Here is a 13267-nt window from a genome sequence, read left to right on the forward strand (position 1 = left end):
AGTGGAATGGGTCTTACTTTATCGCCTCTTGCGGCGGCGTAACTGTGTCGGCATTAAAGAAATATATCGAGGGTCAAGACTCACCAGATTAATTGGTTGCTTGGTGTTCCTACAGCAACCCGCCTATCCATCCCAACGCCATCAGACTTTTGTTGGTGTGTTGACATGATAATGTATTCAAAATAACGTCGCGGGCGACAGCTTTCACAACATTGATACTGACAGAATTACCCAACTGATAGTACGCTTTATCATCGTTACTATGCAAAATAAACTCATCGGGAAATCCCTGGAGACGTGCGGCTTCTCGCGGTGTTATTCTCCGAACCCGATCATTGTGATAAATTCCTAATCGATTGGCATCGCTAGCAACCAACGTGACTGATATTTTTCGGGGATCTAAAAACTTGTAAACTTCAAAGGAGAAGTTCCCTGATACAGGTTTGTATTTACCATCAACAATTTGTAAATATTTTTTAGCCACGAGTGAGTCAAGAATTTGTTCTAAATGGGGATAATTAAAAAAGCTAGCGATTTGCTCTCGACTAAGCAACTTACCATCTTGATTACGACCGAATTCTTTATTCCGACGCTTCAAAATAAAACGATTCATTAACTCAATTTCTTCTGGACTACATTTTCCCCGTAAACCCAGTTCCCAGGAGTGCAGAGAATTTCCGCCACGATAATCAATCAGCCGCCGACCATGCAATTGATTCAAATTATTGTTTAATCGATTTTTTAGAGCTTCAACAAACTCCGGGGAACAATCATATTTAGAATCAGGATTATCTTCTAATATATCAGCCACGGCAACAGGTTGGGTCAAGGGATTAAATAAGGATAGCTGCTGACAATTATAGGAATGGGAATCGGGCGGACCTAAATCAGAAATCAACTCAAATTTTGGCGAAGCACCTAAAATCCCGACCATGTACAGGCGAACCCGGTTTTGCGGTAATCCAAAATTAACACTGTTTAGGAGAAATGTATCAAAGCTATAGCCTCGCTCTTTAATTTCATGCTTGATTGTTGCTAAGGTTTTACCCTGATCATGACTATAAAGACCGCGAACATTTTCAAAAATTAAGGCTTGAGGTTTACAGGTATCTATTAATCTCAATATTTCAAAAAACAATGTTCCTCTCGTGTCTCCAAATCCCGCCTTTTTTCCCGCATAGGAAAAAGACTGACAAGGAAAACCTGCCAATAAAACGTCATGGGGCGGTAATTGGTTAATTTTCCGGATATCTCCTAATACCTCATGGTTAAAATTATTTTTGTAAACCCATTGACAATCTGGAGTAATTTCACTTGCTAAAACACATTCAGCTTTGTGGTTTAAGGTGTTAGCTGCTTGTTCAAAGGCTAGGCGTATACCCCCTATTCCTGCAAATAAATCAATGAACCGGATCTTAGTCATTATGGTTCTTCGGTACTTGTGGTGGAAACCCTCGTTTTTAGAGAACTCTTAGCAGAGAGCAGGAAACAAGCAAAGCTTTGTTCAGCAAGCTTTTTACCAAAATAAATGACTTTTCTTTATCACCATAACGTAAAATTAAATATAGTAAGCTAAAGCTTACTTTAGCTTTTAGCCAGGAAATTGATTTCCTGGCTTAAGCCTATGATTCACAGTTTAACCCAGATGCTTGACAATCATGTCGATGTCCATCTGGATAAATAGTTGAACAATCGACATAAGCATTAGAAAAATTAACATTATGACTGCGAAAAAGAATTGCTCCCTTTAACTGAGCTTGACTTAAATTAGTCCGAGTTAAATTAGCACCGCTTAAGTTAGCATAATTCAAATTGGCATCCCTTAGATCAGCATTAGCTAAATCAGCCCCTTGCAAGTTGGTATAGGCTAAATTAGCACCCCGTAAATTGGCATGACGTAATGTTGCTCTTGATAGATTCGCTTGTTGTAAATTTGCCTGAGATAGATTACTCTGGCATAGTTTAGTATCGCTCAACTCAGCCGCTTGCAGTTGAGCGTGTTGGAGTTGGGCTTGACTGAGATTAGAGTAAGGCAGATAACTCTTTTGTAAGTCAGAGCCATTCAAATTAATGCCTTGGAGATCCGCTTCAAATAAGTCTGCCTCACTGATATCAATTGCACTGAAGTCGCGTCTACCCTTAGCATATTGAGTCAGTAACTCTGTTCTACCAATCTTCTGCATCTGCTCTGTGACTCTGGAAGGTTCTGCTTCCTCTTCCCAATTTAATCTGCCTGATCAGGTCACTATGGATTTATGATTAAAACCCTATATTAATTGTAAGGCATTGTAGCGACAGCTACAGTTTTTCTAATTTTTTTTTAAGGATTATCAAGATTTATATTTAATCCTTGATGTAGATTGACAAGTCAAGATTTATATGATACAAGAAATCTGTCTTGATAGTATCAGTCAAGTCTTCAAAATCAGGGCTAATCAACTGGGTTTGTCGGTATCTAAAGGACGATATTCTTTCATCCTACTAATCATGAACGTCGGTTTGGTGTTCTAGGTAGAAATGTTTTATTATCGAAGTTGGAAATGATTAACTCCTATATCAACTACCCCACCCATGCTGTATAGGGACGAGATATACCAGCTACGAATTAGGATAACGATAGCTATATTAAGAACTTCTAGATAAAAGCAAAATCGAATACTATCCTGAAAAAACTATGTCAAACCCACAATTATCGATCGCGCAACACTATCACGAACGTACCAAATACGATCCGGAGACGATCGCGTCCAAAAATAAGCGATTAGACTGGGACAATCAACCGATACCCTTTAAAGAGTATAAACTAGGAACGACCATTGATCTGAAGCCCTATCTCAAAGAAGATCCCCAGGCGTTCGCCCAGGAACCCGGTAAAAGTTGGTGGCGGTTGTCACGGTTGCTCTTGTGCAGCTATGGCTTAACCGCTAAGATGGCAACCATGATTGGACCTCCGGTTTATTTAAGGGCGGCACCTTCAGCCGGGGGATTATATCCGGCGGAAGTCTATTTAATTTCCAGTGGAACTTCTATATTAGCTCCAGGACTGTATAACTATCAGTGTCCTAGCCATTCTCTAGTGCGCTTTTGGGATAGCGAGGTTTGGTCAGGGCTACAAGAGGCGTGTTTCCAGCATCCTAGCTTAGAGACAACGGAACTGGCGATTATCACCACCGCTATATTTTATCGTTCAGCTTGGCGCTATGAAGACCGCGCCTATCGCCGAGTGTTTCTGGATACGGGTCATTTGTTGGGCAATATTGAACTGGCGGGTGCGTTAACAGGATATCGCCCCTCTCTGATTGGTGGCTTTGTGGATCAGAAGGTGAATGATCTGCTTTATCTTAACCCAGAACAAGAAAGCGCGATCGCAGTGGTTCCCCTCACGGATCAATTCCAGGAACAAAGCAGCCCTTCTCAGCCCACTGCTTTACCGTCAGCGACGCAGTTTGACTATCCCGAACTTCCTGATGGAGAATTGCTGGCTTACCTGCATCAAGCGACGCAAATTGAACCGACAGATAAGCAGGAAATCGAATCGCCACCATCTGGAGAATTAGAGTCAGAAAAGGTAGGTGAAGACAAGTATAATTTTCCCTTCTGTACCAAAATCTCTACGACTACATCACCGATTCAATGGGGTAGTGTTACCGGGGAAGGATATGCGCCTCAAGCCTTGGAAAATACTATTCTCAAACGGCGGTCAACTCGCGCTTATACGGGTGCGCCGCTATCCTTAGATGAACTTAAATTGCTACTCGATTTCACCTATCAACCTCAACACTACAGCGAACAAGGGTTTGATAGTTCTCCTGATTATTTGGATTTGAGTTTAATTGAAACCTTTGTGGCAATTTCTGGGGTGGCGGGTTTAGATGAAGGCTGCTATTATTATGCACCAAAAGCCCAAGAATTGCGGCAAATCCGCTTTAAAAACTTCCGGCGGGAATTACATTTTTTGTGCTTAGGACAAGAGTTAGGGCGGGATGCCAGTGTGGTTCTATTTCACACAGCAGACTTAAAAAAAGCTGTAGCCAAGTATGGCGATCGCGCTTATCGTTACCTGCATCTGGATGCGGGACATTTGGGACAACGGCTCAATTTAGCGGCGATTTATTTAACGTTGGGGGTGAGTGGTATTGGCGGGTTCTTTGATCAGCAAGTGAATGAGGTTTTGGGGATTCCTCCGGATGAGGCGGTTCTTTATATTACTACCTTGGGGCGTCCGAGAAGTTGATGGTCTTATGTCTTATGTTATATAGACACCCGCCAAGAACTCAAGTTCTTGGCTTATAGCTTAAGTCCATTAAAATGGACTAACAATGGATAGAGTTTGCGCGAAATTAAAATTATTGGAGTGCGAGCATCTTGCTCGCTACTAATACCCAATTTATAGCACTACGAGGTACGGAAAGGACATTAGTTAATCCAAACAGGGAACGGGGAACAGGGAACAGGGAACAGGGAATAGTAGAAAATGTCCTAACCTGCTTTGGTAAGGCTATAATACCCAATTTAAATGCATAACAGCTTACTATAGTGAAGGGTCATGTCAGGGCGGGTTTTGAACAAACGTTATCATCCCTAGCCAAAAGAAAGTCCCTAAACCCGCCCCTACACAATACTCATTCTCCCCCATCTCCCCCCTCACCCTCTCACCCCCTCACCCTCTCACCCCATCTCCCCAATACTCATTCTCCCCCATCTCCCCCCTCACCCTCTCACCCCCTCACCCTCTCACCCCATCTCCCCAATACTCCCGACAGCAACCCCTAATTAGTTACAAAGGGCGCGATCGCGGTCTGTTACATTGGGGTTAGTCTTCAGATAATCCCCTACCCAGTCACAACTGCGAACCAGGAGATTATCCAGAACCGTTTGATTCACATCCTCCAAATTCCACAAAATGATGCTGTTGTCCAAACTGGCAGATGCCAGTGTTTGCTTATCGGGGTGGAAACTTAACCCTCTGATTTCATCCTGATGCCCTTTAAGGGTGACAATTGGCGTGCCATCACGTTGCCAGAGTTTGATCTGTCCGTCTAAACTACCAGATGCAATGGTTTGACCGTCAGGAGAAAATGCTACCGCATAAACTGGATTATCATGACCTGCGAAGGTGTTTAGCAAAACGCCCTCTTTATCCCACAGTTTCACCATTTTATCCTCACTGGCGGTGGCAATCGTCTCACCGTCAGGAGAAAAAGTCACGGCTGTGATCGCTTCATCATCTGCCTGCCATGATGAGAGGACTGTACCAGTTTTATCCCAAATCACAGCTTTGTCACTACTAACTGAAGCAATCATCTCACCGTCGGGGGAGAAACTAATATCATTGACGCCACTACTATGTTCATTGAGGGTTTTCAGTAGCGTTCCGTTGCGATTCCATAATTTAATCGTTGCATCCTCACTGGCTGTGGCAATGGTTTCGCCATCTGGAGAAAAACTCACCCGATTTATGCGATCGCGATGTCCATCCTCTAGATTGTCTTCCCCTGGCAAAGTCTTCAGGAATTTCCCCTCTCGGTTCCACAAGCGCACCCGTTTGTCATTACCCACCGTGACAATCGTCTCACCGTCGGGGCTAAAGTTCACATCATAGACGCGATCGCGATTCTCTTGCAGCGTGGCTAACTCTGTCCCATCACTTTGCCAGAGTTTCACCGTCTTGTCTGAACTCGCGGATGCCAAATAATTCCCCTGGGGACTAAACCGGACACTATTGACCGAATCCCGATGTCCCTGAAGCGTATCAACAAGCTGACGTTCACCCAGTTGCCACAATTTTACACTCTTATCTAAACTCGCCGACGCCAACGTCTGCCCATCGGGACTAAAACTCGTCCCATAAACCGCACCCTGATGTCCCGTTAGCGTCTGTTGTAGAGACGCGCCATGGCGCGTCTCTCCATCTAAACGCCAGAGTTTCACGGTTTGGTCATCACTACTAGAGGCGAGAGTTTGTCCATCTGGACTCCAAACCACGCCATTGATCAGGTTTTCATGTCCCGTCAGCGTGGTGATCAGGGTGCCGTCTTGACTCCAGAGTTTGATCGTATTGTCTGCACCACTTGAGGCAATACGTTGCCCATCTGGACTAAAGCTAACCCCGCTAACGCCAGCCTCATGACCCGTCAGGGTTAACCGTTCTTCACCCTCTAGTGTCCAAAGCTTTACCGTACCATCCCAACTCGCCGTCGCCAAGGTTTCACCATCAGGGCTAAAACTGACGCCATAAACTTGACCCTGATGTCCGGCTAAAGTACCCACCAACGTGCCATCTGGCTGCCAAAGTTTCACCGTTTGGTCATCACTGGCGGTGGCGAGAAGTTCACCATCGGGGCTAAACTTGACGCTATTGACAGCATTATCATGGGCGGCGATGGTTTTAATCAGAGTTCCTTCTCGATTCCACAGGTTAACCGTCCCATCGAAACTGCCACTGGCAAGGGTTTGCCCATCTGGAGAGAAACTCACGCCCCGGACTTGCTGAGTGTGTCCAGTGAGGGTACGAACTAATGTACCATCTGGACGCCAAAGTTTTACGGTTTGGTCATTACTGGCGGTAGCTATCCATTCACCATCGGGACTATAACTGACATCCCATACTCTGTCCGTATGACCCTCTAATTGGTTCCGTTCTCTACCCCAAGACACCGTTTGTTGTAGGGCGGTGATTACATTGGCGTTTAACTGAGTATCCTTTTGACTCCAGTTAGCATTTTGCAGTTTACGTCCCGCTTTCAGGGCTTCTAATCGGGCTTCAAAGCCTTGACCAGACGTAAACAACGCTTCTGCTGTTTTACTGTGGCTAATAATCTGCCCAGTATAGGCTTGCATCCGCAGTCGTTCGGCTTTTAAATATTGAACGAATGCCACTCCGCCTAAAATAACCGAAGCGCCTAACGCCACACTCACGCCAGCCAAGAGTCGTCTTTGACCACGGGTTCTGGCTTGGCGTCCCGCATCAATATACTCTCGCTGAAGTTGGGTTGGTTTGGGTTCGATTTCCGCGCTGGTGGTGAACCATTGTTCGGCGGCTTCGAGTTCACTTCCTCGGAGTAAAAGGTGATTATTGCGTTGTTTCTTATCCCACTCTTTCGCTAGTTGTTGCAAGCGGGTATGTTTCTTAATATGGTCTAAATCGGTATCTAGGGTTTTGAGGAGGGACTCAAATGACCCGTTAAAATCATCAGTTTCGCGGAAGAATACCCAGTTGAGTCTAGCTAATTCTGGATGTACGCCTTTGAGTTGATCATCCCGCAGCACAATCGGGATAATCCGTTTGCAGCGTTGAATTGCGTACTCCAGTTCTTGAGTACAGCGTTCCGATTGAATGGCGTGGGGACTAATAAAAAAGATACAGGTGTGGGCGGCTTCTATTTCTGGTTCAGTCTGGGTTAGAGGACTTTCTTGCCAATTCAGCCAGATATTTCGTTTCTCTTGGGTAAGGGCGTCATAGACTCTCTGAATCGCGTCTTTATCGGGGGAGGAGTAGGATATAAAAATGTCAGCCATGTTTTGTCATTTGTCCTTGGTCATTTGTCCTTGGTCATTCGTTTTATGTCGCAGAATACTGGTAATCCGTTGGGGCGGGTTTAGTTATATCAGGGTGCAAAGCCAACGTTAGTGGTAAAACCCGCCCCTACAATTCCCTCATCTCCCCCATCTCCCTCATCTACCCCATCTGTAGAGACGTTGCATGCAACGTCTCTACGAACTGCCGTCTGTTGTACAAAGGTCTTGAGAATTCGAGTTGGTTTGCAGATAGTCACCTGCCCAATTACAACCCGATGCGATGAGATGGTCGAGGAGTTGGTCATCCAAATTGTCTAAATTCCAGAGAATCATGGTGTAGTTTTCATCCGTAGATGCCAGGGTTTTGCCATCGGTACTGAAACTGAGATGGTTAACGCCAGCTTGATGTCCTTTCAACGTGACGACTTCTGTGCCATCGACTGTCCAAATTTTCACCGTACCGTCTAAACTGGCTGTAGCCAGGAACTGACCATCGGGTCGAAAGGTGACGCGATAGACGCGATCGCGATGTCCTGCCAGAGTCTGGAGTAACTTACCCTCCGTCGTCCAGAGTTTCACGGTTTGGTCATCACTGGCGGTGGCAATGATTTGACCATCGGGAGAAAAGTTAACACTACCAACGGCGGCGTCATGTCCATCAATCGTCCGTTGTAGAGACGTTGCATGCAACGTCTCTCCATCTAGACGCCACAGTTTCACGGTGCCATCGGTACTGGCGGAAGCAATGGTTTGACCATCCGGGCTGAAGCTGACATTTAAGACCATACCCTGATGACCTTCGAGAGTCTGCACCAGTTCGCCGTCTTTTGTCCAGAGTTTCACGGTTTGGTCTTGACTCCCTGAGGCAAGATACTCTCCATTGGGAGAAAATTGTACCGTCCAGACGATTCCCTCATGCCCGTTTAGCGTCTGTTGTAGAGACGTTGCATGCAACGTCTCTACATCTAAACGCCAGAGTTTCACGGTTTGGTCATCACTGGCTGAGGCAATGGTTTCACCGTCGGGAGAAAAACTGACACTTTCCACCCAATGTTTATGTCCAGACAGGGTGTTCAATTTTTTGCCGTCTGGACTCCAAAGGGTGACATCCATTCCCGATGCGATCGCGATTAAGTCCTCATTCGGGCTAAAACTGGGACTAATACCAGATTGGGGCAAGGTTTTGACTGAAGGATTGTCCAGTTTCCAGAGTTTCACGGTTCTGTCATCACTCGCTGATGCTAGGGTTTGCCCATCTGGACTGAAATCTACCCCAAATACCTGACTGCTATGTCCGGTGAGGGTATTGAGTAGAGTGCCGTCGCGATTCCAGAGTTTGATGGTTCTGTCTTTACTACTGGTTGCAAGGCGTTGACTATCCGGGCTAAATGTCACCTGCCAGATGCCATCGGTATGACCCGTTAGCGTTTGCAGTTCTTCTCCCTCAATCGTCCAGAGTTTCACCGTTTTATCCTGACTGGCGGTGGCGATGAGTTGACCATCTCCAGAAAAACTCACACTTGTGACCTCTCCTTGGTGTCCTGTCAGGGTTTGTAATTCTTCACCCTCAATTGTCCAGAGTTTCACTGTTTGATCAGCGCTAGCGGATGCCAACTGTTGACCGTCAGCAGAGAAGCTGACACTGATAACTGGGGCATTATGTCCGCTTAAGGTGTTTAGGCGTTCACCCTCTCGACTCCACAGTTTTACTGTCCCATCCTGGCTGGCTGAGGCAATGATTTGACTATCTGGGGAAAAAGTGACGTCGTAAATATCATCATCATGGGCATTAATGCTATGTAGCTTCGCCCCGTCTTTTGTCCACAGGTTTACCGTCCCATCCCGGCTAGCGGAGGCAATCATCTCACCATCAGGGCTAAAGCTGACCTCTCGGACGCGATCGCGGTGTCCTTCTAGGGTTTTGATTAAACTCCCATCTGGTTGCCAGAGTTTAATCGTATGGTCACTACTAGCCGAGGCAATACGTTCACCATCTGGGCTAAAACTAACGCTGCGAACTTTATTTGTATGCCCGTCTAATTGATTCGATTGATTCACCCAATAGACAGACTGAAGTAACGCCGTGGAAATTGTCGAATGAAGTTGAGGATCTCGGCTAACCCAGTTGGCTTGTTGCAGGGTTTTAGCCGCCTCTAGAGATTCTAAGAGGGCAGGAAATCTTTGCTGGGAAACAAATAAAGCGTCGGAGGTGGTACTTTGAACAATAAGCTGTTCTTGCTGGGCTTGGACAAAAAGTTTTTGCGATCGCTGATATTGCCAGAACGCCACTAGTCCTAAGAGAGTAGACACACCCAGCGCCAAGCTAACTCCAATAATTGACCGTTTTGCCTGACGAGTAACCCATTGACGACTGAGCCCAACGTATTCTCGATGCAGAGGTGTAGGAAAGGGTTTTTGTTCTGAACTCCACACCAGCCAGGATTCTCCTGATGTTAGTTCACTTCCGCTTAATAGGAGGCTAGTATTGCGTCCTTTTTTTTCCCATTCCATGGCTTGCACTAACAAGCGCGTATGTTCTTGGGTATCCTCTTTATTGTTATCAATGGCTTGCAGCAGTTCTGCAAACGCCTGTTCAAAATTTGTCCCTTCGCGAAAATCAATCTGGGGAAGTTCTCTCATCTCTGGATGGATCGCGTCTGGGTCAACATCCAGATATAGTATCGGCAGAATTCGCTTATGGTGTTTTAGGGAACAGTCTACCTCGACACCGCACTCTTTGGATGCCACTGAATCTGGGCTAATCACAAAGACGATATTATTCGATTCTTCGATTCCTTGGTAGATTTCTTGTCGCCAATCAGCGGTTAAGGGAATGCCTTCCCAATCCACCCAAACCTCACGGTTAGCGTTTTTAAATGCCTCCCGGAGTTTCAGTACAAATTCCTTATTGCGCCGGGAATAAGAAATAAAGGCTTCTTTCATAAGTTGCACACCCTGAAGTGTCTAGGTTCTATGAATCGGGTTTAGTGATGATCGTTATTCTTCCGGGATGGAAGCATCGAGGGTGGTGAATTGCACTGCCCCTTGGATGGCATTATCTTTGGTGCGATCAGCCACATCACAGACTAAGGCAAACTGCAAGTAATAATCTATTTCCCTTTCTAGAGACAGGTCATTGGGAAGCGTGATTTCAACCTCACCGCCTGCTTCAGGAATCTCAATCATGGTTTGATAAACTGGATTCCAACTCTGATCCACTAGGAGAAATTCGGCGGAGGTGACAGTGGTTTCCGGTACTTGCCATGAAAGTGTTGCGGGCGAGTTCAGCGCCACCAAATAAACCCCCTGATCGTTAGTGGGCATCAAGGGGGTAATCGTTACTTCACCACATCCAGCACCGCGCAACCCAGCGCCGCGATCGCGCGATGGTGAAAGCTGGGCAGTTAAAACGTTTACATCTTCATTAGACTGGGCTTGTAGCGGGGGTTGCCAGCCGATCCCCATTACCCAGATTGTCGTGAATACCCCGGTTACCAGGCTCAAAGACTTAAAAGACTTTAATCTATCCATTGGTAGATGTTTGAAAACTTGATTGAGACTTATAGACCTATAATAATCGAAAACTGGAAGTTTTATCTAGAAAAATAAAATCAAGCTAATCTTCATCAAAACTTTAAAAAATCCAGAGTTTTTTAAAGACAATCTTCATAATTCTTGTTTTGTCTCGTCTTTTGAGAGGCAATGGAGGCGGTAATACCTAGTAATATATATATTACAGATCTAAGGTGACTCCTTAGGTAGTTTTGAACTGTTCTGAGTTGTTGTCATTGGTGTGCCAGTAACCATTAACTATCAATCCCCAATCAAACCCATCGAAACTAGCTGTAGCGTCTGGTTACAGTGGCTATTGGCGACGCTGTTGGGTTTTGTGGCAAGTCTATTTTGGATCGAGATTGGCGAAAGACCCGATATTAATATGATTGAGGGAATCATTGGCGGGACGATAATCGGATTCGCCCAATGGCTAGTCTTGAGACGACACCTGCCCTCCGCCTGGTGGTGGATTATTGCCAGTCTCCTCGGTTGGGGAGTCATGGGGTTGAGTTCGTTTGGGGTCATCGGTTGGTTTGCTCCCCGAACGATGCATCTTTTCCCTCGGTTGGTTTATGGAGTCGTCGATGGTGCAACTCTGGGGCTAATCCTGGGAATGGCGCAATGGTGGGTTCTCAGACAGTATGTTAGCAAAGCGTGGGGATGGATTTTTGCCAATACTATATACTGGGCAATTGGCTTAGCCGTAGGTTGGATTGTCGGCGGACTTTTGCGCCGCTTTACCCAGATGTTTCTCAGCGAAGTTCTGGGTTTAGGGGTAACCTGGATGTTAGTTGCAGGGTTAACTGGAATAAGTTTAATTCGATTGCTGGGAAAGGTTCCAACTATCAAGGGTAGTGGTTAAAAGGGGGTAATATAGGGCTTGCTGTATAAGTCTTGTGGTGGGGAGAGGCAATAGGGAATAGGCAATGGGCAATGGTTTCAACATCTCGACTTCGCGGCAATTGAGCCTGTCGAAATTCGATGTTGACCCTCTGTCGAGGTAAAATTTGGTGCTTAGGTCGGCGAAAATTCCAGGTTGCAAGAGGGTAGTAGTGTAAAAACCTTGCACTTGTTGGGTGGGAAAATAGCTTGAAACTCTTATATGCTCTACTTTCCTAACGAGTGCAGCAGACCCTAATATAAGGGCGGGTTTTGTTGAGTAGTTATTGGTGAAAAGCTTATCTGAGTGACTAAACCCGCCCCTACAATTGATTGACTGTAAGCTTGCCAAGCTAACTCTAAGGTTGCTATTTCACTCCAAAAATCATTGGTATTTCGTAACGCTAATAATCGTGAAGCGCATTCATCCCGGTTGATGACACTGCACGCCCAGGTTACCAGATTTTCAAAGTTTACTGCTTGTCCTGTCGGGTAACTCCAACGTGTGCCAAATTTAGCGATTTCCCCATTTGGATAGTACCAGCGAGACGCGATTTTTGCCGTTTGTCCGTTGGGATAGTTCCAAATTGCGCCAAATTTCGCCGTTTGTCCGTTGGGATACTGCCAATTATCACCAATTTTCGCCCGTTGTCCATTCGGGTATTCAATGATAGCCCTTCCCCAGGTATCGGCTAATCCACAGGCGAATTGTTGCTGACTCTCCACTAATCGCACCAGATTGTTATTTCCGTCAGATAGTCGCGCCAATCGCGTCATGATGGTGAGATCCAGACATTCCTGGGTGGCGGTTGGGGGTGGAATGGTTTCTACTGCTGAGGGTTGGGCGGTGTCACAGTATTGCGCTTCTAGGGTAGCCAGGTTTTCGTCGTCTAATCCTTGTTGTATCGCGAGGCGGCGTACCTGGCGAATTTGACGGCATTGAGTAGGCGTGGCGTCAGCGCGATCGCGACTTATGCCAAGTACCAATAGGGGTAATAGAAATAGTACCACCCGAATCGCCTGTTTCATAGATACAAATCATCCTTATCTAAGATAATCCCCATATCTAAATTATTTTAAGGGATAAGGGGTCAAACCCCTCATTGGTTGATCAGAGTCTCCTTAGAGTTGATGGGTAAGTGTCACCAGGAAATATCTACTCAGAATGATAATAATCTTGGTTGCCTTGCCCTCTCAAGAAAAAGCATCAAAGCTTTACTGCATTAAGGTTTCCAGGTTTTCAGTTGCATTTTTATAACCCAGTTCTCATATTTTTTCAGGCTCAACCTCAGTGTATATACGGATTTTGATTTCA

The 13267-nt window shown here is 45.7% G+C and carries 9 protein-coding genes; 3 read left to right on the plus strand and 6 right to left on the minus strand.

All coding sequences use genetic code 11. The features are described from left to right. Positions 1–92 (plus strand): transposase (locus RH949_RS10975; protein ID WP_446353098.1); only part of this gene is annotated, 92 nt, incomplete at its 5' end. 17 nt (positions 93–109) lie between these two features. On the opposite strand, the gene dcm is transcribed toward RH949_RS10975, so the two are convergent. Next, the gene (dcm, locus tag RH949_RS10980; protein WP_446353063.1) at positions 110–1423 is read right to left on the minus strand and encodes a DNA (cytosine-5-)-methyltransferase; all 1314 of its coding nucleotides are present in this window, start codon (positions 1421–1423) and stop codon (positions 110–112) included. 199 nt (positions 1424–1622) lie between these two features. Next, positions 1623–2183: a pentapeptide repeat-containing protein gene (locus tag RH949_RS10985; RefSeq protein WP_446353065.1), complete on the minus strand. Its 561-nt coding sequence runs from the start codon at positions 2181–2183 to the stop codon at positions 1623–1625. A gap of 491 nt (positions 2184–2674) precedes the next feature. On the opposite strand from RH949_RS10985, the gene RH949_RS10990 reads away from it, so the two are divergent. Further along, positions 2675–4234, plus strand: a complete 1560-nt coding sequence (locus tag RH949_RS10990; RefSeq protein WP_446353067.1) for a SagB/ThcOx family dehydrogenase — start codon at positions 2675–2677, stop codon at positions 4232–4234. A 539-nt stretch (positions 4235–4773) separates the two neighbouring features. Here RH949_RS10990 and RH949_RS10995 read toward each other — a convergent pair. The 3 genes from RH949_RS10995 to RH949_RS11005 all read right to left on the minus strand — a co-directional run bounded on the left by RH949_RS10995 (position 4774) and on the right by RH949_RS11005 (position 10983). Then, on the minus strand, positions 4774–7518 hold the full coding sequence (locus tag RH949_RS10995) for a WD40 domain-containing protein (protein WP_446353069.1): 2745 nt from the start codon (positions 7516–7518) through the stop codon (positions 4774–4776). Positions 7519–7713: 195 nt separating this feature from the next. After that, positions 7714–10461 (minus strand): WD40 domain-containing protein, encoded by a 2748-nt coding sequence (locus tag RH949_RS11000; protein WP_446353071.1) that lies wholly within the window; start codon positions 10459–10461, stop codon positions 7714–7716. A gap of 54 nt (positions 10462–10515) precedes the next feature. After that, complete coding sequence (locus RH949_RS11005; RefSeq protein WP_446353073.1) at positions 10516–10983, minus strand: DUF928 domain-containing protein; 468 nt, start codon at positions 10981–10983, stop codon at positions 10516–10518. A 328-nt stretch (positions 10984–11311) separates the two neighbouring features. Between RH949_RS11005 and RH949_RS11010 the strand changes: the two genes are divergently transcribed. Next, the gene (locus tag RH949_RS11010; protein WP_446353075.1) at positions 11312–11935 is read left to right on the plus strand and encodes a hypothetical protein; all 624 of its coding nucleotides are present in this window, start codon (positions 11312–11314) and stop codon (positions 11933–11935) included. A gap of 272 nt (positions 11936–12207) precedes the next feature. On the opposite strand, the gene RH949_RS11015 is transcribed toward RH949_RS11010, so the two are convergent. Beyond that, complete coding sequence (locus tag RH949_RS11015) at positions 12208–12981, minus strand: hypothetical protein (RefSeq protein ID WP_446353077.1); 774 nt, start codon at positions 12979–12981, stop codon at positions 12208–12210. Positions 12982–13267 lie beyond the last annotated feature (286 nt).

It is taken from the genome of Coleofasciculus sp. A1-SPW-01, from assembly GCF_040217205.1.
Classification (GTDB): domain Bacteria; phylum Cyanobacteriota; class Cyanobacteriia; order Cyanobacteriales; family Coleofasciculaceae; genus Coleofasciculus; species Coleofasciculus chthonoplastes_A.

What these genes read in the sequence shown, in the direction of transcription:
- RH949_RS10990 (WP_446353067.1), top strand. Translation starts at nt 2,675, where the DNA reads ATGTCAAACCCACAATTATCGATCGCGCAACACTATCACGAACGTACC.
- RH949_RS10995 (WP_446353069.1), bottom strand. Translation starts at nt 7,518, where the DNA reads ATGGCTGACATTTTTATATCCTACTCCTCCCCCGATAAAGACGCGATT.
- RH949_RS11015 (WP_446353077.1), bottom strand. Translation starts at nt 12,981, where the DNA reads ATGAAACAGGCGATTCGGGTGGTACTATTTCTATTACCCCTATTGGTA.
- dcm (WP_446353063.1), bottom strand. Translation starts at nt 1,423, where the DNA reads ATGACTAAGATCCGGTTCATTGATTTATTTGCAGGAATAGGGGGTATA.
- RH949_RS11000 (WP_446353071.1), bottom strand. Translation starts at nt 10,461, where the DNA reads ATGAAAGAAGCCTTTATTTCTTATTCCCGGCGCAATAAGGAATTTGTA.
- RH949_RS10985 (WP_446353065.1), bottom strand. Translation starts at nt 2,183, where the DNA reads ATGCAGAAGATTGGTAGAACAGAGTTACTGACTCAATATGCTAAGGGT.
- RH949_RS11005 (WP_446353073.1), bottom strand. Translation starts at nt 10,983, where the DNA reads ATGGGGATCGGCTGGCAACCCCCGCTACAAGCCCAGTCTAATGAAGAT.